This is a genomic window from Janthinobacterium sp. 78, assembly GCF_003096775.1.
GTDB classification, from domain to species: domain Bacteria; phylum Pseudomonadota; class Gammaproteobacteria; order Burkholderiales; family Burkholderiaceae_D; genus Janthinobacterium; species Janthinobacterium tructae.
This window is the reverse complement of the sequence record NZ_QENT01000001.1, coordinates 5952702-5975235: the sequence shown is the minus strand read 5'-3', so window position 1 is coordinate 5975235 and position 22534 is coordinate 5952702. Positions and strand designations below refer to the sequence as shown.

Genomic DNA, 22534 nt, shown 5'->3' with positions numbered 1-22534 from the left:
GTCTGGATGTGTTGTCACATAGTGCGGCTGTTGGCGATCTGTGTGAGCACGACCCCGGCCACCACCAGGCCCGCGCCGGCCCAGTGCAGCGGAGAAATATGCTTGACGGCAAAGCCCAGCAAGCCGTAGCGGTCGATGGCCAGCGCGGCCAGCATTTGTCCGCCGATGACGGCCGCCATGAAAGGGCCGGACCCCATGCGCGGCGCCAGCATCAGCGCGGCCGTAATATAAAACACGCCGGCCACGCCACCCAGCCACGACCAGCCGGGCCCGCGCACGGCGAGTTGGAAATCGGGTGCCGGCACTCTCCAGAGCAGCATCACCAGCGAGGCGAGTACGGCGCTGACGGCCAGCGAGGCGAGGGTGGCCCACAGCGGGTGGCCCAGGTTACGGCCCAGCGCGGCATTCGCGCCCGCCTGGAAGGGAACGACGGCGCCGGCCAGCATGGCCAGCGGGGCAAATACGGTAATCCATGCATGCATCGGTGACTCCTGCAGTTGAGTTGATGGCGTCATCGTATTATGCTGTCTTGATTAAATCCAATTCGTATTTTGTCATCCAACTATGCACGAAATGAATAATCTGCGGTCCGTCGACTTGAATTTGCTGGTGATCCTGGACGCGCTGCTCAGCGAGCGCCACCTGTCGCGCGCGGCGCAACGCTTGCATATGAGCCAGCCTGCCGTCAGCCATGCGCTGGCGCGCCTGCGCCATCTGCTCGACGATCCACTGCTGCTGCGCGGCAAGGGCGGCTTCCAGCCGACGGCGCGCGCACTGGCATTGGCGCGGCCGCTGGCCGAAGCGCTGCAAAGCGTGCGTTCCGTGCTCGGTGGCGCCGTTTTCGAGGCGGCCACGGCGCAGCGCGTGTTTCGTCTGGCCATGTCGGATTACGGCGCGGCCTTGCTCTTGCCGCGCTTGTTGCGCCGCTTGCGCGTGGAAGCGCCCGGCATCGACCTGGCCGTCAGCTACGCCAGCCGTCCTGCCGTGATCGCTGGCGTGCAGGATGGCGAGATCGACCTGGCGCTGGGCGTGTTCCCGCAACTGCCCGAGCAGTTACATAGAGAAACCCTATTCGAGGAAACGTTCGTGTGCGCGCTCGATCCGGCCAGCCTGGCGCCGGGCGAAACATTGAGTCTGGAGACTTATCTGGCGCGCCCGCACGTGCTGGTGGCATCCGGCGAGGGGGGCATGGCGGCCGAAGTCGATGCAGCGCTGGCACAGCTGGGCCAGACGCGCCGCATCGCCGTGCGCGTGCCGTATTGGACGGTCGCAGCCGATGTCGTGCTGGGGACGGACGTGATTTTGACGGTGGCGCAGCGCGCCTTGCGCGGTAGCGCGGCGCAAGGGCTGGCACAATATTCTGTGCCGTTTGCCATCGCGCCGTTTGCGTTTGAAGCGATACGGCACCGCCGTACGGACGGTGATGCGGGCATCGCCTGGCTGCGCGCGGCCGTTGCAACGGCCGCGGGGCCAGGCTGAGCAATTACAGGCCGCCGCCCTGGCCGTCGAACTTGCGCTCGATCAATTCGATCTTGTAGCCGTCCGGGTCGGTGATGAAGGCGATGACCGTGTTGCCGCCTTTCACGGGGCCCGGTTCGCGCGTGACGTTGCCGCCATTCGCGCGTGCCGCGTCGCAGGCGGCGACGATGTCGTCGGCCGAGATGGCGATGTGGCCATACGCCGTGCCCAGCTCGTAGCTGGTGGTGCCATAGTTATACGTCAGTTCCAGTTCCGCGTGGTCGGGGTTCGAGCCATAGCCGACGAAGGCCAGCGTGTACTGGTATTCGGGATTGTCGCTGGTGCGCAGCAACTTCATGCCCAGGACCTTGGTGTAAAAATCGATGGAGCGCTGCAGGTCGCCGACCCGTAACATGGTGTGCAAAATACGCATCGTAAATCCTTGATGGTGATAGGGGAATGGCAGGATTTTATGCGCTTTATGGCTTTCTTGCCGAGACCGCCCCGGCCGCCCTGGTGCAGGACAGCCGCAGACGGTGACGTTAGTGCCTGTGGATTTACTCCAGACGGGCGTCCAGCGTGATTTCCGTGGCCAGCAATTTGGACACGGGGCAACCGAGCTTGGCGCGCAGGGCCACATCCTGGAACGCTGCGTCGGTGGCGCCGGGAATGGTCGCCACCAGGGTCAGGTGCACGGCCGTGATGGCATAGCTGCCATCGATTTTTTCCAGGCTGACATCGGCCGTGGTTTTCAGGGCCGTGGCGCGCAAGCCTGCCTCGCCCAGTTGGCCGGACAGGGCCATGGTAAAGCAGGCGGCATGGGCGGCGCCGATCAATTCTTCCGGATTGCTGCCGGGACCGTCTTCGAAGCGCGTATTGAAGCCATATGCCACATTGTCGAGCGCGCCGCTTTCGGTGGAAATAAACCCTTTGCCATCTTTAAGGCCGCCACTCCAGACGGCTGATCCTGTTTTTTTCATGATGTACTCCTTGCGTGGTTCGAACGTCCATCATGCGCGCCCTGCCTTTGCGCTTCCGTTCGTTGCGTCACACAGGGGGCGCATGCGCGGCATCAACGCACTCATGGCGCGGAATCGGCAAAGGCGCGGTGCCTGACAGTTCGACTCAGCGCGCCTTCTTTGGTTCCAGTTGCGCATCGGGGCGGGCTTGCTGCGGCGCGGCTGGCTTGACCTTTTCCACGCCGGGCTGGGCATGGCGGTCCGTGTCGACCAGGCCGCGTTCCAGGTCGCTGGCCGCCTGTTGCATGATTTTGCGCGGGCGCACGTCTTGCGCATCGGGCGATTCGTCACGCTCGTGCGGCAGGCGGTCGACGCCGTCATTTTTGACCTTTTCATCGGTATTGATCTTGCGTTCGCTATGCTGGCTAACCATATGGCCTCCTGACAGTAAAGTGCTACCAGTGTCCTGCCGCGCCAGGCCGTCTGCAAGCGGATTTGTCCGTGCTGGGAGCGCTGGCGCACGCATGGACGATTCTTTTTCTGCGCTACACTGCGTGCAACACCAAGAACGCCCCTTGCAGGCACACGACAGGCACACTATACTGTGCATATATACAGTATCATGCGATGCCGGCGTGCGACGCGACAGCCTGGGGCGGTTTGCCACCGAATTCACTACCGAGATTCTTATGCCCGTCGATACACACGCCGAACAACGTGCCGAACAGCCAGCCGCGACCTTGCCAGCCCCGGGCGAGCGCTTCAACCTGGGCGCCAAGACCATCGCCCTGGTCGTGCGCCAGAATACGGATGGCATTGCCGAGCCCGTCAAAAGCATCGTCGATTTCCTGCAGGTGCTGGGCCACACGGTGGTCTTCGAGGCGGAGACGGCCGTGCATCTGAACCTGGCGTTTCCCGGCGTGCGCGCCATGTCGCCAGCCGAGATCGGCGCCGCCGCCGATTGCGCCATCGTCATGGGCGGCGACGGCACCATGCTGGGCATTGCGCGCCAGCTGGCGCCATTCGACGTCCCCTTGATCGGTATCAATCAGGGACGCCTGGGCTTCATGACCGATATCCCGCTCGAGCGCATGCTGCCCGTGCTGGCGCAAATTCTCGGTGGCCGCTTCAAGGCCGAACGCCGCACCTTGCTCGAAGGCAGCGTGCTGCGCGACGGCGAGTCGATTCACGTGGGCATGGCCGTCAACGATGTCGTCGTCTCGCGCGGCGCCGGCGCCGGCATGGCCGAATTGCGCGTTGAAGTCGACGGCCACTTCATGTACAACCAGCGCTCAGACGGCTTGATCATTTCCACGCCCACGGGCTCGACCGCGTACTCACTGTCGGCCGGCGGCCCTTTGCTGCATCCGACTCTGGGCGGCATCGTGCTCGTGCCGATTGCCCCGCATGCGCTGTCGAACCGCCCCATCGTCTTGCCCGACTCCAGCCAGATCGTGGTGGAAATCGTGCGCGGGCGCGATATCAGCGTCAATTTCGACATGCAGACCTTTGCCAGCCTGGTGCAGCAAGACCGCATCCTCATCCGCCGTTCGCCGCACACGATTACCTTCCTGCATCCGGAAGGGTGGAGTTACTACAACACCCTGCGTGAAAAACTGCACTGGAATGAGTACCCGTCGGGCGAGGGCAAGCTCAGCTAACATTTTCTCCACGCTAACCCGCGGTGCGCCGCCTAACCACAGAAGCCATGCTCCATACACTGTCCATTCGCGATTTTGTCATTGTCGATACCATTGAACTGGAATTTTCCGCCGGCTTCAGCGTGCTGACGGGTGAGACGGGCGCCGGCAAGTCCATCCTCATCGATGCGCTGACCCTGGCCCTGGGCGGGCGCGGCGATGCCAGCGTGGTGCGCGAAGGCGCGGCCAAGGCCGACATCACGGCCGATTTTTCCGTCAGCGAGGTGGCGCAGGCCTGGCTGGTGGCCAACGAATTCGCCAACGATGATGGCGGCGCCCTGTTGCGCCGGGTGATCGACAATGCGGGCCGTTCGAAGGCGTACATCAACGGCATTCCCGCCACGGCCGCGCAGTTGCGCGAACTGGGCGACATGCTGGTCGATATCCACGGCCAGCACGCGCACCAGTCCTTGCTGAAAAGCGAGGCGCAGCGCGCCTTGCTCGACGGCCAGGCGACGGCGCGCGAAGCGGGCGTGGAGCAGGATGCGCGGCAGGTGGCGGCGCTGCACAAGCGCTGGCGCGCCCTCGTGCGCCAGCGCGAAGAATTCGAAACCAACGCCGCCAACGTGCTGTACGAGCGCGAACGCCTGGAATGGCAAGTGGGCGAACTGGAAAAACTGGCTGCCAAGCCCGGCGAGTGGACCGAGATCACGAACGAGCACAGCCGCCTGTCGCACGCGGCCAGCCTGCTGGAAGGGGCGCAGGAAGCGCTGTCGCTCATTTCCGAGTCGGAAGACCACCCGATCGTGTCGCAACTGTCTGCCCTGAACCAGAAGTTGGGCAAGCTGGTGTCCGTCGATGCGGAATTGCAGCCGATCGTCGACCTGATCGAATCGTCGCGCATCCAGCTGCAGGAATCCGTGTACGCGCTGAACAACTACCTGGACCGCGTGGAACTGGACCCGGAGCGCCTGCACCAGCTCGACGCGCGCATGGAAGCCATGCATAGCACGGCCCGCAAATTTCGCGTCACGCCCGAAGAGCTACCCGAGGAACACGCCAAGCTGTCGGAAAAGCTGCAGCACCTGGCCGACGCTTCCGATATCGACGGCTTGCTGCGCCAAGAAGCGAAGATCGAAGCCGAGTACCGCAGTGTTGCCGAGCGCTTGTCCGACACGCGCCGCGCCGCCGCCCTGGAGCTGGGGCACGCCGTCACGCGCGCCATGCAGGAACTGAGCATGACGGGCGGCAGCTTTGAGATCGCCCTGCACCCGTGCGCAGCGGCCGCGCACGGCCTCGAGCAAGTGGAATTCCTCGTCGCCGGCCATGCGGGCACGGCGCCCCGTTCGCTGGCCAAGGTGGCGTCCGGCGGCGAACTGGCGCGCATCGCGCTGGCCATTTCCGTCATCACCTCGCATGCCACCACCACGCCGACCCTGATCTTCGACGAGGTCGACAGCGGCATCGGCGGCGCCGTCGCGGAAGTGGTGGGGCGCTTGCTGAAACGCCTGGGACAGGGACGGCAAGTATTGTGCGTGACCCATTTGCCGCAAGTGGCCAGCCAGGCGAACCAGCATTTTCAGGTGGCAAAAAGCACCCTGGACAATGGCAAGACGGCGTCGCGCATCGACATGCTCGACGCCAAGGCCCGCGTGGAAGAAGTGGCGCGCATGCTGGGCGGCCTGGAAATCACCGCCACCACGCGCAAGCATGCACGCGAATTGCTGGCGATTTGACCGCAGGCTTAAATCCGGGGTCAGACCCCCGGATGCGTTAGCGCTGAGCTTGACGTTAGCGGCATTGGGGGTCTGACCCCAGTGCTTTGCTATTAACTCAATGCAACTATAATAACTGCCTAATCCATCCAACGCCTTCGAAGAGCCTTCATGTCATTTCAAACAGAACCGCCGTACACGCATGGCAGTATCGACCGCAGCGCCGTGGTGCTGGTCAACCTGGGCACGCCCGATGCGCCGACCTCGTCGGCCGTGCGGCGCTACCTGAAGCAATTTTTGTCCGACCCGCGCGTGGTGGAGATTCCCCGCCTGGTCTGGTGGTTCATTTTGAACCTGATCATCTTGCCATTCCGCTCCGGCCAGTCGGCCAAGAAATATGCATCGATCTGGACGCGCGAGGGCTCGCCCCTGAAAGTGCATACGCAAAAGCAGGCGAAATTGCTGGCCGGCGCGCTGGCCGAGCGGGGCCACGACGGCGTCACGGTGGCCATGGCCATGCGTTACGGCTCGCCTTCCCTGCCCGAAGTACTGGCCAGGCTGAAAAGCGAAGGCTGCGAGCGCATCGCCATCCTGCCAGCCTATCCGCAATACTCGGGCACGACGACCGGTTCCATCTACGACGCCGTGTTTGCCCATTACGCCACGGTGCGCAATGTGCCGGAATTGCGCTTTATCAAGCAATATCACGAGCACGACACGTATATCGACGCCCTGCGCGATTCCGTGCTGAACCATTGGGAAGCGCATGGCCGTCCAGAAAAACTGGTGATGAGTTTTCATGGCGTGCCCAAGCGCACTTTGCTGCTGGGCGACCCCTATCACTGCCAATGCCTGAAAACGGCGCGCTTGCTGGCGGAAAAGTTAAAGTTAAGTAAAGAGCAATACGTGGTAACCTTCCAGTCGCGCTTCGGCAAGGCCGAATGGCTGCAGCCGTACACGGCACCGACCCTGGTGGCGCTGGCGCAACAGGGCGTCAAGCGTGTTGACCTGTTGTGTCCGGGCTTTACCAGCGATTGCCTGGAAACGCTGGAAGAGATCGCCATGGAAGCGAAGCATGATTTCGAAACGGCCGGCGGCCAGCAGTTTCATTACATCGCTTGCCTGAACGAAACGCCAGCCTGGATCGCGGGCATGGCGGAAATTGCCGAACAACACATGATCGGCTGGCCGACGATGAAGACGGCACCGCAGCGCGAAGCGGACAAGAAAGCGGGCGAGCAGGCGCGCACGGCGGCCCTGGCCTTGGGCGCGGCGAATTAAGGATAGTAATTTTTTTGACAATCAAAAGCCGCGCTTGCGCGGCTTTGTCATGTCTGGTGCGACAAAAGTACTATCCAGATAGCAACGCCGCCAGTGGCGATGGCGGCGGCGCGGCTGGTAGAATGCCCGCTTTACGGTGGGAAGCCTGCAAAATCAAGGGGGCGCGCACGGATCGCTGGCCGAAATGGGTAGCGTTTTGTAAATAGCTGTAACATGGATCGATGTAAATCTGGTTTTGCCATGCATACCCCTTGAAACAATAGGATATAGCCCCATCTGCCCGTTAGTGTTGTAAAGATAATTAGACTAACTCATTTAAGTCATTGATTGTAGGAGCTTTCTAGATGCAAGATCAGGAAAACCAAGCTGTACCTAATCCGCAAGCGGACGCCGCGGCTCCCGCAGAGCCTACTTTGGAAGAACAGTTGGCGAGTACCGAAGCGCGTCTTGCAGAGATGCATGATGCCTTCATGCGCGCCAAGGCCGATGGCGAAAATATTCGCCGCCGTGCGCAGGAAGATGTTGCTAAAGCGCATAAATTCGCAGTGGAAAGCTTTGCCGAAGCCATGGTGCCGGTGAAAGACAGCCTGGAAACGGCGCTGACGGTGGAAGCACCGACCATCGAATCGCTGAAAGAAGGCGTCGAGATGACCCTGAAGCAACTGAACGCCGCGTTCGAGCGCAACCGCCTGGTGGAAGTGTTGCCGGTGCAGGGTGAAAAGCTCGATCCGATGAAACACCAGGCTGTTGCCGTGGTGCCAGCGGAGCAGGAAGCCAATACCATCGTATCCGTCCTGCAAAAGGGCTATATGATTGCGGACCGCCTGCTGCGTCCAGCCATTGTCACGACCGCGCAAGCAAAATAATCAGAGTGCGGCATCAAGCAAGCCTTGAAACCATGCCGCTTTGCCACATATAAGAACCATCTGAAATCTAGCAAATAAAAGGAAAAAAATCATGGGTAGAATTATCGGTATCGATCTGGGAACCACGAATTCCTGCGTTTCCATCATGGAAAACGGTCAACCAAAGGTAATCGAAAACGCTGAAGGCGCACGCACGACGCCGTCGATTATTGCTTATCAAGAAGATGGCGAAATTCTCGTCGGCGCGCCGGCGAAACGCCAGGCCGTGACCAATCCGAAAAACACGCTGTACGCAGTCAAGCGTTTGATCGGTCGCAAGTTCGACGAAAAAGAAGTACAAAAAGACATCTCGCTGATGCCGTACCAAATCATGAAAGCCGACAACGGCGATGCATGGATCGGCGTACGCGACAAAAAACTGGCGCCGCCACAAATTTCCGCTGAAGTGCTGCGCAAGATGAAGAAAACGGCAGAAGACTACCTCGGTGAAGAAGTCACCGAAGCCGTCATCACCGTGCCTGCGTACTTCAACGACTCGCAGCGTCAAGCCACCAAGGATGCCGGCCGTATCGCTGGTCTGGACGTCAAGCGCATCATCAACGAGCCAACCGCGGCAGCGCTGGCGTTCGGCCTGGACAAGACCGAAAAGGGCGACCGTAAAATCGCCGTGTATGACTTGGGTGGCGGTACGTTCGACGTGTCCATCATCGAAATCGCAGATGTTGATGGCGAGAAACAATTTGAAGTTCTGTCGACCAACGGCGACACCTTCCTGGGCGGCGAAGACTTCGACCAGCGCATCATCGATTACATCATCGACGAGTTCAAGAAGATCAACGGCATCGATCTGAAAAAAGATCCGATCGCTCTGCAGCGCATCAAGGCTTCTGCCGAGCGCGCGAAGATCGAATTGTCGTCGTCGCAACAAACCGAGATCAACGAGCCGTACATCGCCATGGCGAACGGCGCACCGGTCCACCTGAACCTGAAGATGACCCGCGCCAAGCTGGAGTCGCTGGTGGAAGAACTGATCATCGCGACGATGGAACCATGCCGCATTGCCATCAAAGATGCTGGCGTGAAAGTGTCGGACATCGATGACATCATCCTGGTCGGCGGCATGACGCGTATGCCGAAGGTACAGGAAAAAGTGAAGGAATTCTTCGGCAAAGATCCACGCAAAGACGTGAATCCGGACGAAGCCGTGGCCGTGGGCGCAGCGATTCAAGGTTCGGTCCTGTCGGGCGAACGCAAAGACTTGCTGTTGCTGGACGTCACCCCTCTGTCCCTGGGTATCGAAACCCTGGGCGGCGTGATGACCAAGATGATCCACAAAAACACGACGATTCCGACCAAGTTCAGCCAGGTGTTCTCGACGGCCGACGACAATCAGCCTGCGGTGACCATCAAGGTCTTCCAGGGTGAGCGCGAAATCGCCGCCGGCAACAAAGGCCTGGGTGAATTCAATCTGGAAGGCATTCCACCATCGTCGCGCGGTACGCCGCAGATCGAAGTGACCTTCGACATCGACGCCAACGGCATCTTGCATGTCGGCGCGAAAGACAAGGCTACCGGCAAGGAAAACAAGATCACGATCAAGGCCAATTCCGGCTTGACCGAGGCTGAAATCCAGAAGATGGTGAAAGACGCCGAGTTGAACGCGGAAGAAGACAAGAAGGTCAAAGAATTGGCCGAGTCGCGCAACCAGGCCGATGCTCTGGTACACTCGACCCGGAAATCCTTGACCGAATACGGCGACAAGCTCGATGCGGGCGAGAAAGAGAAGATCGAAGCGGCGATCACCGACCTGGAAGCAAGCATCAAGGCGGGTGACAAGGCTGAGATCGACGCCAAGGTGGCTGCACTGTCGAGCGCATCGCAGAAACTGGGCGAAAAAATGTATGCCGACATGCAAGCGCAGCAAGCTGCCGGCGGCGCGGAAGGTGCACAGCAAGCTGCTGGCGCATCGGACGCAGGCGCCAAGCAAGACGACGTTGTTGACGCTGACTTCAAAGAAGTCAAAGACAGCAAGTAATGTCTTGCGCTCCCATGAACTGGGGGCAGCCGGGCTGAACGCTACATCGCGGGATTAGCCGCGAAGACCGGCCGAGCCGAGTCGTTGCCCAGTGCAGCACTCGACTCGGCTTTTTCGTGTAATTTTTACATCAGTAGATAGACTGCAAGGTGCCGACAACATGGCAAAGCGTGATTTTTACGAGACACTCGGTGTCGCAAAAAATGCTTCGGAAGAAGAGATCAAAAAGTCTTACCGTAAACTGGCGATGAAATACCATCCGGACCGCAATCCGGATAGCAAGGAATCGGAAGAAAAGTTTAAGGAAGTCAAAGAAGCCTACGAAATGCTGACCAATCCGGAAAAGCGCGAAGCGTATGACCGCTATGGTCACGCTGGCGTGGACCCGAACATGGGCGGCGGTGGCGGCTTCGGCGGCGGTGCTGGCGGCTTTGCCGACAGCTTCGGCGATATCTTCGGCGACATCTTTGGCGGTGGCGGTGGTCGCAGCCGCAATGCGGGGCCACAGGTGTACCGTGGCGCCGACTTGCGCTACAACCTGGAAATTACACTGGAGCAAGCTGCGCACGGCTTCGACACGACCATCCGCGTGCCGAGCTGGGACAAGTGCGACACCTGCCACGGCAGCGGCGCCAAGCCGGGCACGTCGCCAACCACCTGCGGTACTTGCGGTGGCCACGGCCAGGTGCGCATGCAGCAAGGTTTCTTCAGCATCCAGCAAACCTGCCCGAAATGCCATGGCAGCGGCAAGGTCATCACCGACCCCTGCACGCCATGCGGCGGCGCCGGTCGCATCAAGCGCAACAAGACCCTGGAAGTCAAAATTCCAGTCGGTATCGACAACGGCATGCGTATCCGTTCGTCCGGCAACGGCGAACCGGGCACGAATGGCGGTCCGTCGGGCGACCTGTATGTGGAAATCCACATCAAGCCGCACGCCGTGTTCCAGCGCGAAGGCGACGACCTGCATTGCGAAATGCCGATCTCGTTCACCAAGGCGGCCCTGGGCGGCGAAATCGAAGTGCCTACCCTGAACGGCAAAGTGTCGTTCACGATTCCTGAGGGCACCCAGTCGGGCAAGACCTTCCGCCTGAAAGGCAAGGGAATCAAGGGCGTGCGCTCCGGTTACGCGGGCGACCTGTTCTGCCACGTGGCGATCGAAACACCGGTGAAGCTGACGGAAAAACAGAAAGACCTGCTGCGCGACTTTGAAAAGTCGACCACCGAGGGCGGTGCCAAGCACAGTCCGCAAAGCAAGACCTGGAAAGACAAGGTCAAGGACTTCTTTGAGTAAGCACACGTAATACCATGCGCCGGGATGCTTCAACATCCCGGCGTTTTTTTCACTACGACTGAGCCATGTGCGCACATCGCCGGCCTATGGGCGCGATCTGCAGCCCTCAGTCGTACTTACACAATGGGAGCGATATGACCGAACCGAAAAATGGCATGGCCCTGGCGGAACTGCTGCAGCGTAACCGCCGCTGGGCCGACTCGATGGTGGCGAAAGACCCGAACTTCTTCAAGAACCTGGAAGCGCAAACGTCGCCCGAATACCTGTGGATCGGCTGCTCCGACAGCCGCGTGCCCGCCAACGAACTGCTGGGCATGGCGCCTGGCGACGTGTTTGTGCACCGCAATATTGCCAACGTGGTCGTGCACTCCGACCTGAACTGCCTGTCCGTGCTGCAATTTGCCGTGGACGTGCTGAAAGTCAAACATGTCATCATCGTCGGCCATTACGGCTGCAAGGGCGTGCATGCGGCCATGACGGGCACGCGCATCGGCCTGGTCGACAATTGGTTGCGTCACGTGCAGGACGTGGGCCAGAAGCACGAACGCTACCTGGGCGACGTGCTGACGAGCCGCCAGCGCGGTGACCGGCTGTGCGAACTGAACGTGGTCGAACAAGTCTTGAACGTGTGCCAGACCACCATCGTGCAAGATGCGTGGGAACGGGGCCAGGAACTCAGCGTCCATGGCTGGGTCTACGGCTTGAAGGATGGCTTGCTGAACGACCTGGAAGTGACGGTGACGGCCGGCCACGAGCTGGCGCCGCGCATGGCGACCCGCCTGGCCCGCTACGAAGCAACGGCGTAAGCCAGCAATGCTGGCGCGGCGCTAGGGTGCCGCGCCCTCCAGGCGGCCCAGATACTCGGCCGCCTCCGGCACACCTTCTTGCGCCGCCTGCCGCAGCCAGGTCTTGGCCTGGGCAATATCCTGCGGCGTGCCCCGGCCTTCGGCCAGCGCCACGCCATAGTGATAGCGCGCCAGCCGCGCATAGGCGGCGTCATCGTTCGTCTGCGCACCACGCCGCATCAGCGCCGTCGCCTGTTGCAAGTCCTTCGGCACGCCGATGCCCGTTTCATACAGCTGGGCCAGCCAAATCATCGAATACACATCGTTCCAGCGCCGGATGCAATCTTCAAAGATGGCGACGGCGGCCGCATGGTCGCCCGTCTTGTCGGCCGCATAGCCGTACAAGCACTTGATGCGCTTGTCGCTGTGCACATAGGCTTTGTAGCTGAGATCGCCTTCATCCTGGCTATCCTGGGCGTGGACGGGAACAGCGAACAGAACGGCGAGCAGCAGGGCGTAGGTGCGCATGGTTTTCCTGGTCGATGGTTGAAGATTGGCAGACAAGCAAGTTGCGTGCTAGCTCCCTTTCCGGGCAAAGCCGGTGCCGCTGTGCCATTGCGTGACAGCCGCTGTTGCAGCCTGGCGCAACGCGCCGCGCATATCCATATCAGAAATGCTTCGTTTGCAGGATGGGCGAGCCGGCTTACAGTGGACTTCCCCTGACTCTAGTCGAGTTCCCATGTCGGCCGTCCTGAAACCCAAGTACTCCACCAGCCATTTCCGTATCGAGACGTTCGATGCACCGCTCGGCGCGCAAGTGCTGGGACTGGACCTGGCGCAGCCGCTGTCGCTGGGCGACTTCCAGCGCCTGCACCACGCCCATCTCGACCATCACGTGCTGGTGTTCCGCGAGCAGCACATCACGCCGCAGCAGCAGGTCGATTTCAGCCGCCGCTTCGGCCCGTTGCAAATCCACGTGCTGCGCCAGTTCCAGCTGCCAACGCAGCCGGAAGTGCTGATCATCTCGAACATCGTCGAGGATGGCCAGCCCATCGGCCTGGGCGATGCGGGCCATTTCTGGCATTCCGATTTGTCGTACAAGGAAGTACCCAGCCTCGGCTCCATGCTGCACGCGCAAGAGTTGCCGGACGAGGGCGGCGATACCGTGTTTGCGAACATGCACCTGGCCTGGGAAAGCTTGCCGGCCGCGCTGCGCCACGCCGTGCGCGGCGCCCGCGCCGAACACAGTTACCTGAGCCAGTATGAGGAATTGCGCCGCCGCAATCCCTGGCGTCCCGCACTGACGCAGGCGCAGATCGATGAAGTCACACCCGTGACGCACCCCGTGGTGCGCGTGCACCCGGAAACGGGGCGCCGCGCCCTGTTTGTCAGCGAACATTTCACCACGCGCATCGTCGGCTTGCCCGAGGATGAAAGCCGCGCCCTGCTCGACGAATTGTTCGTGCACAGCGTGCGCCCCGAACATTTATATGTGCACCGCTGGCAGCCGTACGACCTGGTGTTCTGGGACAACCGCTCGCTGATGCACCTGGCGACGGGCTGCCCGCCCGAGCAGCGCCGCAAGTTGTATCGCACTACCATCGAAGGCGATGCGCCGTACTGATTTTTCCCTGTAAGCCTGACCCAAGGAGTGTCCATGTTGCCGATCTTTAGCTTTTCCCGCCGCCTGCTCGCCACCATTGCCCTGCTGTGCATGGCCATGCCCATGGCCCGGGCCGAAGGCCAGATCCGCATCGCGGGCCAGCATGGCATTACCTTTTTGTTGCTCAATATTGCGCAGGAACAAAAGCTGATCGAAAAGCATGGCAAGCAGCAGGGCGTCGACGTGAAGGTCGAGTGGATCACCTTGTCTGGCGGCCCCGCCATCAACGATGCCTTGTTGTCCGGCAATATCGATATCGCGGGGGCCGGACTGGGGCCGCTGTTGACGATCTGGGACCGCACCAAGGGAAGGCAGAACGTGCGCGGCGTGGCGTCGCTCGGCAACTTCCCCTACTATTTGATCAGCAACAACCCCAAGGTGAAAACCCTGGCGGACTTGACGGACAAGGATCGCATCGCCTTGCCCGCCGTCTCCGTCTCGGTACAGGCGCGCATCTTGCAAATGGCCGTGGCAAAACAGTGGGGCGACAAGGAATTTGCCCGCCTCGACAAGATCACGCAAACCCTGCCGCACCCGGATGCGGCCGCCGCCATCATCGCCGGCGGCACGGAGTTGACTGGTCACTTCGGCAATTCACCGTTCCAGGAACAGGAACTGGCGCAAAACCCGAACGCCCACATCCTCCTCAATTCCTACGATGTGCAAGGCGGGCCCAGCTCGTCGACCCTGCTGTATGCGACAGAAAAATACCGCAAGGACAATCCGAAGACGTACCGCGCCTTCATCGCCGCCCTGGCGGAAGCGGCGCAGTATGCGAGCAGCAATCCTCAGGGCGCGGCCGACATCTATATCAAGGTCAACAAGAGCAAGGTGGACCGCAATCTGCTGTTGAAAATCTTTGCCAACCCGCAAGTGCAATTCAAGATCGCGCCGCAAAACACCTATGGCCTGGCGCAATTCCTGCACCGCGTGAGCGCCATCCGCAATCTGCCCGACAGCTGGCGCGATTATTTTTTTGACGACCCTGCCATCACGCAAGGAGGCTGAGATGCACGCACCCGCTTTTCACCTGGTCCGTCCTCCGGTTGCGCTACAACCCTTGCTCAGCGTCAAGAATGTCAGCCTGGAATACCGCACGGAGCAGCGCACCGTGCGCGCCACGCACGACGTCAGTTTCGACGTGTTCCGCGGCGACCGTTTCGTCTTGCTGGGGCCATCGGGCTGCGGCAAGTCGTCCTTGCTGAAAGCCGTGGCCGGTTTCATCGCGCCGCGCACTGGCAGCATCGCCATGCACGGCCAGCCGATTCATCAACCGGGGCCGGACCGTGTCGTCGTGTTCCAGGAATTCGACCAGTTGCCGCCGTGGAAAACGGTGCTGGAAAACGTCATGTTCCCCTTGCTGGCCAGCAAGCGTCTCGACAAGCAGGCGGCGCGCGAGCGTGCCCATCACTGGATCGCCAAGGTGGGCCTGGCCGGCTTCGAGGATGCCCATCCGCATACCTTGTCGGGCGGCATGAAGCAGCGCGTGGCCATCGCGCGCGCCCTGGCCATGCAGCCGGAAGTGCTGCTGATGGACGAGCCGTTTGCCGCGCTCGACGCCTTGACGCGGCGCAAGATGCAGGAAGAGCTGAGCCGATTGTGGGAAGAGTTGCGTTTTACCCTCGTCTTCGTCACGCATTCGATCGAGGAAGCCTTGGTCGTGGGCAACCGCATCCTGCTGCTGTCGCCCCATCCGGGCAGGGTGCGCGCCGAACTCAACAGCCATCAGTTCGGCTTGCACAGCGCGGGCAGCGCGGAATTCCAGGCCGCCAGCAGCCGCATCCACGGCCTGCTATTCGATGAGGAAAACGCTCCCGTCGCGCGGGTAGAGCCTGTTCACCGGGAGGCCGTATGAACGTGTTGCTGGAGCCACCCATTCGCCAGGAGGTCGTGTATGCGGCGCCGCCGCCGGCCGGCGTCACCGTCGAGCAGCCGCTGTCGCGCTGGCAACGGCTGAGCCAGCACGCGCTGTGGCGCAAGGCTTTCATTTTGCTCAGCCTGGCCCTGCTGTGGGAAGGCGCGGCGCGCTGGACAAACAACGATTTACTCTTGCCCAGTTTTCTGCAGACGGCGCAGGCGTTTATCGGCGGCATCGCCAGCGGAGAATTGCTGACGCGCACGGCCGCCTCCCTGGTCGTCTTGCTGCAAGGCTATGCGGTGGGCGTGCTGGCCGCCTTCGTGCTGACCTTGCTGGCCGTGTCCAGCCGCCTCGGACGCGATCTGCTGGAAACCCTGACGGCCATGTTGAATCCCTTGCCGGCGATTGCCCTGCTGCCGCTGGCCTTGCTGTGGTTTGGCCTGGGACGCGCCAGCCTGATCTTTGTCATTGTCCATTCCGTAATGTGGCCGCTGGCCTTGAACACCTATGCGGGCTTCCAGGGCGTGCCGGAAACCCTGCGCATGGCGGGCCGCAATTACGGGCTGAACGGCTTGCGCCTGGTGCTGCACATCCTCGTGCCGGGCGCCTTGCCCTCCATCGTCTCGGGCTTGAAAATCGGCTGGGCGTTTGCCTGGCGTACCCTGATCGCGGCCGAACTGGTCTTCGGCACCACCTCGGGGCAGGGCGGCCTGGGCTGGTACATCTTCCAGAACCGCAACGAGCTGTACACGGACAAGGTGTTCGCCGGCCTGGCGGCCGTCATCGTCATCGGGCTGCTGGTGGAAAACCTTGGCTTTCGCAGCCTGGAGCGCGTGACTCTGAAGCGCTGGGGCATGCAGCGATAGCTATTTCAAGATTTTACGCGCCGCCGCGATGATTTGCCGTGACAGCTGCTCCATGCGCGGCGACTGCACCTTCCACGTGTGCCAGTACAGGACCACGTCGGCCGGGGTCTTGGGCGTGAGCATTTCCACCAGCGCGCCATCCGTATTCGCCTTCAGCAGCAGCTCGGGCACCATGCCGTAGCCGAGGCCATAGCGGATGGCGTTGAAGTGCGAGGTGGCGCCCGGGACGTAATGGCAGGGGTAAGCGCCTTCGGGCAGCCCCAGCGCCTCTTGCAGGAACGACGATTGCAGGGTGTCCTTGCGTGTGTAGGCGACCACGGGCGCCGTGCGCGCCGCCTTGCGCGTCAGGCCGTGCGCGAACCACTGCTGGCGAAACGCGGGCGTGGCCACCAGCCAGTAGCGCATCACGCCCAGCGGCTCGGCCGTGCAGCCGCGCATGGGCTTGGCTTCCGTGCTGATGCAGCCGATCGCCATGCCCGTCTCCAGCAAGGTGTAGGTATGGTCCTGGTCTTCCACCGTCAGGTCCAGCAGCACGCGCTCGCGTATCAGCACTTCCGACAGGGCGGGGAAAAACCAGGTGCCCATCGAATCGGCGTTCAGCGCCAGCACCAGGGTCAGCGGGGCGTCCTGCTGCACCGCCAGCTCCGCCTGCAGGTCCGCTTCCAGCAGCTTGGCGCGTTTCAGGTACTGCATCAGGCGCTGGCCCATGCGCGTGGCGCGCGCGGGACGGCTGCGCACGATCAGCGCGTTGCCCAGCTGACTTTCCAGTGCCCGCACGCGTTGGGAAATGGCCGGGGAGGTCAGGTGCAGCCGCAGCGCCGCCTGCTCGAAGCTGCCCGTTTCGACGACGGCGCGGAACGCTTCCGTGTGCTTGGGATTCAGATCCATGGTGCGTGCCTAACATAAGAAAAATTTATCAATACTAAATAATACTTACTTTTGATAAGGATAGGTGTGTTGCAGTGCACAATGCCTCTTTGATGGAATGCCACGCGCCTGCGCGCGGCCTCCTGGCAGCAAGGAAATACCACCATGGAAGCACAAGCGAACGAAACACCTACCCGCAAGCCGCAATCTAAACTGGCGCGCAATCTGAAATTCGGCCTGGGATTGACCCTGGGCCTGGGCTTGTCCGTAGCCCTGGCGGGCGGCTGGTGGCTGCGCCAGGCATGGCAGGATTTGCCGGCCGTCGAGCACCTGGCCCAGTACAAGCCCGCGCTGCCGCTGCGCATTTTCTCCAGCGAAGGCGAGCTGCTGGCCGAATACGGCGAAGAGCGCCGCGAATTCCTGCCGCTGAAGGAGATCCCGCTGCGCATGCGCCAGGCCTTGCTGGCCATCGAGGATGCGCGCTTTTATGAACACGGCGCCGTCGACTTTTATGGCTTGACGCGCGCCACCCTGGCCAACATCGTCACGGGCCACCACGTACAGGGCGCCAGCACCATCACCATGCAGGTGGCGCGCGACTTTTTCCTGTCGCGCGAAAAGACCGTGCAGCGCAAGCTGACGGAGATGCTGCTCGCCTACAAGCTGGAACAGCATTACGGCAAGGACAAGCTGCTGGAACTGTATATGAACCAGATTTACCTGGGCGAGCGCTCCTACGGCTTTTCCGCCGCCTCGAACATTTATTTTGACAAACCGCTGGCGGAAGTGAGCATCGCCGAAGCAGCCATGCTGGCCGGCTTGCCGAAGGCACCGTCGGCCTACAACCCCGTCGCCAATCCGCAGCGCGCCACCGTGCGCCAGCATTACATCCTGCAGCGCATGCGCGAACTCGGCTACATCACGCCAGCCGAATACGCCGCCGCCGTGGCGGAAAAACTGGCCCTGAACAAGGACCGCAACAGCTCCGTGCACGCGGCCGCGTATGCGGTCGAGGAAGCGCGTCAATTGATCTTGCAAAGCTATCCCGAAGGCGCCTACAGCATGGGCCTGGACGTGACGACCACCATCCGCATGGCGCCGCAAATCGCGGCCGACAAGTCGCTGCGCGATGGGCTGTTAAACGCGCAGGCGCGGCGCGGCTACCGTGGCCCGGAAGCGCGCCTGGCCCCTTCCGCAGACAGCGTGGCGCGCCAACTGGCCGCCTATCCGGACAGCGGTGAATTGCGCGCCGCGCTGGTGCGCAAGGTCGAGACGGGCGGCAAGCGCCAGCTGACGGCGCAGCTGCGCAATGGCGACGACATCGTGCTCACCGCCTCGGATGCGCGCCTGGGCGGCAAGCTGCAGTGGGATGGCAAACGCGCCATCGTCGCGGGCAGCGTGATCCGCGTGGTGCACGACGCGGCGAAAAAACGCTGGCTGGTGAGCCAGCTGCCCGAGATGGAAGGCGCGCTCATTTCCGTCGAGGCGCACAGCGGCGAAATCGTCGCCATGGCCGGCGGCTTCGATTTTTACCGCAACCACTACAACCACGCCATGCAGGCTTACCGCCAGCCCGGCTCCAGCTTCAAGCCCTTCGTGTATTCGGCGGCGCTGGAAAAGGGATATTTTCCCGGCACGGCCGTCGATGACACGCAGCGTTTGCTGCTGCCGCAGGAAACGGGCGCGCGGCAGTGGCGTCCGCGCAATTACGGCAACAACTATGAAGGTTTCATCAGCGTGCGGCGTGGCCTCGTGCGCTCGAAAAACCTGGTGGCCGTGAGCCTGATGCAGGCGGCCGGTCCCGGCTACGTGCAGCACTACGCCACGCGCTTCGGCTTCGAGGGCGCGCGCAATCCCGTCTCCCTGCCGCTGGCGCTGGGTGCGGGCGCCGTCACGCCGCTGCAGCTGGCGCAATCGTATGCGGTGTTCGCCAACGGCGGCATGCAGATGCCGCCGAAACTGATCAAGGAAGTGCGCAGCCGCAGCGGCGAAGTGCTGTTCAGCGATGCGGCGCCACGCGCCAAGGGCGCGCCGGCACGCGGCACACAAGTCATCTCCACGCGCAATGCCTACGTCATGGACAGCATGCTGCGCGACGTCGTCAAGAGCGGCACGGGACGCGGCGCGCTGGCGCTGGGGCGCGGCGACGCGGCCGGCAAGACGGGCACGTCGAATAACGCGTATGACGCCTGGTTCGCCGGCTACTCCTCGGGCCTGGTGTCCGTCGTCTGGCTCGGCTACGACCAGCCGAAAAGCCTGGGCAACGCCACCGGGGGGACGTTGGCGCTGCCCGTCTGGCGCGACTACATGCAGGTGGCCGTGCAGGGCCGGCGCGAGCAGGTGCTGGCCGAGCCGCCCGGCCTGGCCCTGCTCGATGGCGATTACGTGTATGCCGAATACCTGGCCGGCGACTGTCTGAAGGATAACTTTGCCTTTATCCACAGCAGTGTCAGCTGCGGCAGCGGTGATGCGGACACGCGCATGGCGCACGGTGACACTGGCGATGGCGGTAATGGCGGCTCCGGCACGGGTACGAATGAAGCGCGCGCCCTGAGCGAAGCGCGCGAACGCGAACAAATTCTCAAATCATTTTCGGAAGAGTAAGAGCATGCTGTTATATACGATTTACCTGGTGGCGATCGTCGCCGAAGCGATGTCCGGTGCCATCATGGGCATGCGGCGCGGCATGGATTTGTTCGGCATCTGCATGATCGGCACCGTCACGGCGCTCGGTGGCGGCACCGTGCGCGACGTGCTGCTGGGGCACTATCCGCTGGGCTGGATCGCGCATCCTGAATACCTGCTGTTTACCATCGGCGCGGCCGTCGTCACGGCCTTTGTCGCGCGCTACCTGCACCATCTGCGCGCCATCTTTTTGCTGGTCGATGGACTGGGCCTGGTGGCGTTTTGCGTGATCGGCTGCGACATCGCCATGTCGGCCAAGATGCATCCGGCCATCGTCGTGCTGGCGGGGATGATCACGGGCGTCTTCGGCGGCCTGCTGCGCGATATCCTGTGCAACCAGATTCCCCTCGTGCTGCAGCGCGAAGTGTATGCCACCGTGGCCCTGTTCACGGGCGCCCTGTATGTCGGCCTGCTGCACTTCAAGGTCGACAGCGCGGTGGCGCAGCTGGCGTCCATCGGTGCGGGCTTTTTGTTCCGCTTCCTGGCGCTGCATTTCGAGTGGCGCCTGCCGAATTTCAACGGCGACCGCATACGGGGTTTTGAATAAGGTAAAACGCTGCGTGACTATTTTCACGCGCGTTTAACCCCTTTTTCTGCGCCGCTGCGTTTCATGTTGGACACCCCAGCCAACCGGAGAAGAAGCGATGTCCTGCGCCCTCAAGATCACATTGATACTGTCCCTGCTGCTGTCGGCAGGCAGCCATGCCGCCGACACGGCGCCAGGGAAAACCCTGGCGCCGTTCGCCAGCGAGCAAGCCTTGAGCAGCTACCTGCAGCAACTGCAGGCGCGCCAGGCGACACTGCAGAAGGAGCAGCAGAAACTGCAGCGCGCCACGGCGCAGTCCATGTCGGCGCTGCCGGCCCCTCCCGCGCCGATGCTGGCCAGGGCTGCGCCAGCAGCATCGGCAGAAGCGGCGGAATCGGTCACCAATGTGCAGACGGCGGGCGTGGACGAAGGCGGCATCGTCAAGCTGCATGGCAAACACCTGGTGATGCTGCGGCGCGGCAAGCTGTTCACCGTGCAGGTGGGGGGCAATGCCTTGCAGCCGGTGTCCTCGCTCGATGCGTACGCGCCGGGCAGCGATCCGTCGGGCAGCTGGTATGACGAGATGCTGATCGACGGCGATACGCTGGTGGTGATCGGCTACAGCTACAGCCGTGGCGGCACGGAGATCGGCCTGTTCGATATCGATGCGAACGGCAAGCTGGCCTATCGCGCCACGTATCATTTGCGCTCCAACGATTATTACTCATCGCGTAATTACGCCAGCCGCCTGATCGGCAGCAAACTGGTGTTCTATTCGCCTCTGTCGCTGAACTTGCGCCGGGGCGACCCGTTCGGCGGCTTTCCCGCGCTGCGCCGCTGGCGCCCCGACGCCGTGCCATCCGACTTCAAGCGCATCGCTCCGGCCACGCGCATCTACCGCACCGATGAAGAGCCGGAACCGGGCTTTGGTCTGACCCTGCACACGGTCACCGTGTGCGACCTGGCGCAGCGCGACATGCGCTGCGAAGCGACCGCCGTGATGGGGCCGCAGGGGCGCGTGTTTTATGTGTCGGGCGAATCCGTTTTCGTGTGGACCACACGGCGCGGCAGCGACTCGGGCGTGTTCCGCATTCCCCTCGATGGTTCGGCGCCCAGCGCCCTGAAGGTGGCGGGCGCGCCCGTCGACCAATTCTCGTTCCTGGAAAGCGCTGACGGCCACCTGAACGTCCTGCTGCGCGCCGAGGGCCAGGGCGACGCCATGTGGGATGGTGCGCGCGGGCGCGGCGACATGGCCCTGCTGCGCGTGCCATTGGCGTCGTTTTCCGATGGCCGCGACAGCGCGCCCGCCAGCAGCTACCAGGCGCTGCCAGGTGGCGGCGGCTACGGGCTGCAGAACCGCTATGTGGGGCCGTATCTGTTGTACGGCCATCCCGGCAATGGCGGCCGGCGGCAGGCGGACCAGGCCTGGCCACGCCAGCCCCTGTATGCCGTGCGCTGGGCCGATGCGGGCAGCGTGCAAGCCTTGTCCCTGCCGCACGGCGTGGAGCGCATCGAGGCGCTGGGCAATGACGCCGTGGTGATCGGCGCGCAGGGCAAGGATCTGCACTTCAGCAGCATCCGCCTGGGGGCGCAGGCGGCGATTGCCACGCGCTATATCCGCGCCGATGCGGCGCAGGGCGAGTCGCGCAGCCACGGCTTTTTCTACAAGCCGCACACGGCCAGCGAGGGTGTGATCGGCCTGCCCATCCTGGGTGCGGACGAGCGGCCAGGATCAAGCCGGCCGGCCGCCTCCGTCCTGTACCTGCGCAACAGTGGTTTGACATTGACGGAACTCGGTGCGCTGGCCGCGCGTCCCGGTTCTGCACCGGACGATGGCTGCCGCGCATCCTGCGTGGACTGGTATGGCAATGCGCGCCCCCTGTTCCTGCAGGGGCGCGTCTTCGCCCTGCTCGGCTATGAAGTGGTGGAAGGGGCGCTCAGGGAGGGACAGATCCGTGAAGTACGCCGCATCAGCTATGCGCCCATTTCGTCCACTGTACGCTGAAGGCGTAGGGAAATTGTCGCTGCCGCGCAGT

Annotated in this window: 21 protein-coding genes; 15 read left to right on the top strand and 6 right to left on the bottom strand. The window is 62.4% G+C overall.

What is annotated here, in order from left to right:
* Window positions 1–14 precede the first annotated feature (14 nt).
* On the bottom strand, window positions 15–482 hold the full coding sequence (locus C8C92_RS26280; protein ID WP_243420366.1) for a DMT family transporter: 468 nt from the start codon (window positions 480–482) through the stop codon (window positions 15–17).
* A gap of 91 nt (window positions 483–573) precedes the next feature.
* Here C8C92_RS26280 and C8C92_RS26275 point away from each other — a divergent pair, with 91 nt between their 5' ends.
* Window positions 574–1479, top strand: coding sequence for a LysR substrate-binding domain-containing protein (locus C8C92_RS26275; protein WP_116746132.1), 906 nt, complete (start codon window positions 574–576; stop codon window positions 1477–1479).
* Window positions 1480–1483: 4 nt separating this feature from the next.
* On the opposite strand, the gene gloA is transcribed toward C8C92_RS26275, so the two are convergent.
* The 3 genes from gloA to C8C92_RS26260 all read right to left on the bottom strand — a co-directional run bounded on the left by gloA (window position 1484) and on the right by C8C92_RS26260 (window position 2850).
* Window positions 1484–1891, bottom strand: a complete 408-nt coding sequence (gene gloA / locus C8C92_RS26270) for a lactoylglutathione lyase (protein WP_010401713.1) — start codon at window positions 1889–1891, stop codon at window positions 1484–1486.
* A gap of 124 nt (window positions 1892–2015) precedes the next feature.
* Window positions 2016–2438: an OsmC family protein gene (locus tag C8C92_RS26265; RefSeq protein ID WP_099761956.1), complete on the bottom strand. Its 423-nt coding sequence runs from the start codon at window positions 2436–2438 to the stop codon at window positions 2016–2018.
* Window positions 2439–2583: 145 nt separating this feature from the next.
* On the bottom strand, window positions 2584–2850 hold the full coding sequence (locus C8C92_RS26260) for a hypothetical protein (protein WP_099761957.1): 267 nt from the start codon (window positions 2848–2850) through the stop codon (window positions 2584–2586).
* 256 nt (window positions 2851–3106) lie between these two features.
* Between C8C92_RS26260 and C8C92_RS26255 the strand changes: the two genes are divergently transcribed.
* From C8C92_RS26255 to can, 7 genes are all read left to right on the top strand, one after another.
* A complete protein-coding gene (locus tag C8C92_RS26255) occupies window positions 3107–4078 on the top strand; it encodes an NAD kinase (protein WP_243420365.1) in 972 nt (323 codons plus the stop codon).
* 47 nt (window positions 4079–4125) lie between these two features.
* Window positions 4126–5793 (top strand): DNA repair protein RecN, encoded by a 1668-nt coding sequence (gene recN, locus C8C92_RS26250; RefSeq protein WP_116745703.1) that lies wholly within the window; start codon window positions 4126–4128, stop codon window positions 5791–5793.
* 150 nt (window positions 5794–5943) lie between these two features.
* On the top strand, window positions 5944–7053 hold the full coding sequence (gene hemH, locus C8C92_RS26245; protein WP_116745702.1) for a ferrochelatase: 1110 nt from the start codon (window positions 5944–5946) through the stop codon (window positions 7051–7053).
* 344 nt (window positions 7054–7397) lie between these two features.
* Window positions 7398–7919, top strand: coding sequence for a nucleotide exchange factor GrpE (gene grpE / locus C8C92_RS26240; protein ID WP_071075290.1), 522 nt, complete (start codon window positions 7398–7400; stop codon window positions 7917–7919).
* Window positions 7920–8010: 91 nt separating this feature from the next.
* Window positions 8011–9954, top strand: coding sequence for a molecular chaperone DnaK (gene dnaK, locus C8C92_RS26235; RefSeq protein ID WP_099761960.1), 1944 nt, complete (start codon window positions 8011–8013; stop codon window positions 9952–9954).
* 160 nt (window positions 9955–10114) lie between these two features.
* Window positions 10115–11248, top strand: a complete 1134-nt coding sequence (gene dnaJ / locus C8C92_RS26230; RefSeq protein WP_071075292.1) for a molecular chaperone DnaJ — start codon at window positions 10115–10117, stop codon at window positions 11246–11248.
* Window positions 11249–11382: 134 nt separating this feature from the next.
* Entirely contained in the window at window positions 11383–12054 is a 672-nt protein-coding gene (can, locus tag C8C92_RS26225) for a carbonate dehydratase (RefSeq protein WP_071075293.1), read from the top strand.
* Window positions 12055–12075: 21 nt separating this feature from the next.
* Here can and C8C92_RS26220 read toward each other — a convergent pair whose 3' ends face one another.
* Window positions 12076–12561 carry an SEL1-like repeat protein gene (locus C8C92_RS26220; protein ID WP_116745701.1) on the bottom strand — a complete coding sequence of 162 codons (486 nt, stop codon included), beginning with the start codon at window positions 12559–12561 and terminating at the stop codon, window positions 12076–12078.
* A 211-nt stretch (window positions 12562–12772) separates the two neighbouring features.
* Here C8C92_RS26220 and C8C92_RS26215 point away from each other — a divergent pair, with 211 nt between their 5' ends.
* The 4 genes from C8C92_RS26215 to C8C92_RS26200 all read left to right on the top strand — a co-directional run bounded on the left by C8C92_RS26215 (window position 12773) and on the right by C8C92_RS26200 (window position 16420).
* The gene (locus tag C8C92_RS26215) at window positions 12773–13657 is read left to right on the top strand and encodes a TauD/TfdA family dioxygenase (RefSeq protein WP_099761962.1); all 885 of its coding nucleotides are present in this window, start codon (window positions 12773–12775) and stop codon (window positions 13655–13657) included.
* Window positions 13658–13747: 90 nt separating this feature from the next.
* Window positions 13748–14704: an ABC transporter substrate-binding protein gene (locus tag C8C92_RS26210; RefSeq protein ID WP_243420444.1), complete on the top strand. Its 957-nt coding sequence runs from the start codon at window positions 13748–13750 to the stop codon at window positions 14702–14704.
* A 1-nt stretch (window position 14705) separates the two neighbouring features.
* A complete protein-coding gene (locus tag C8C92_RS26205; RefSeq protein WP_099761964.1) occupies window positions 14706–15551 on the top strand; it encodes an ABC transporter ATP-binding protein in 846 nt (281 codons plus the stop codon).
* Window positions 15548–16420, top strand: a complete 873-nt coding sequence (locus tag C8C92_RS26200) for an ABC transporter permease (protein ID WP_116745699.1) — start codon at window positions 15548–15550, stop codon at window positions 16418–16420. Before C8C92_RS26205 ends, C8C92_RS26200 begins: the two co-directional genes overlap by 4 nt.
* On the opposite strand, the gene C8C92_RS26195 is transcribed toward C8C92_RS26200, so the two are convergent.
* Window positions 16421–17308 carry an HTH-type transcriptional regulator ArgP gene (locus C8C92_RS26195; protein WP_099761966.1) on the bottom strand — a complete coding sequence of 296 codons (888 nt, stop codon included), beginning with the start codon at window positions 17306–17308 and terminating at the stop codon, window positions 16421–16423. It abuts the gene before it with no gap.
* A 144-nt stretch (window positions 17309–17452) separates the two neighbouring features.
* Between C8C92_RS26195 and C8C92_RS26190 the strand changes: the two genes are divergently transcribed.
* The 3 genes from C8C92_RS26190 to C8C92_RS26180 all read left to right on the top strand — a co-directional run bounded on the left by C8C92_RS26190 (window position 17453) and on the right by C8C92_RS26180 (window position 22503).
* Window positions 17453–19891, top strand: coding sequence for a PBP1A family penicillin-binding protein (locus tag C8C92_RS26190; RefSeq protein WP_116745698.1), 2439 nt, complete (start codon window positions 17453–17455; stop codon window positions 19889–19891).
* 4 nt (window positions 19892–19895) lie between these two features.
* Complete coding sequence (locus tag C8C92_RS26185) at window positions 19896–20519, top strand: trimeric intracellular cation channel family protein (protein WP_099761968.1); 624 nt, start codon at window positions 19896–19898, stop codon at window positions 20517–20519.
* Between the two features lie 97 nt (window positions 20520–20616).
* Window positions 20617–22503: a beta-propeller domain-containing protein gene (locus C8C92_RS26180; protein WP_116745697.1), complete on the top strand. Its 1887-nt coding sequence runs from the start codon at window positions 20617–20619 to the stop codon at window positions 22501–22503.
* Window positions 22504–22534 lie beyond the last annotated feature (31 nt).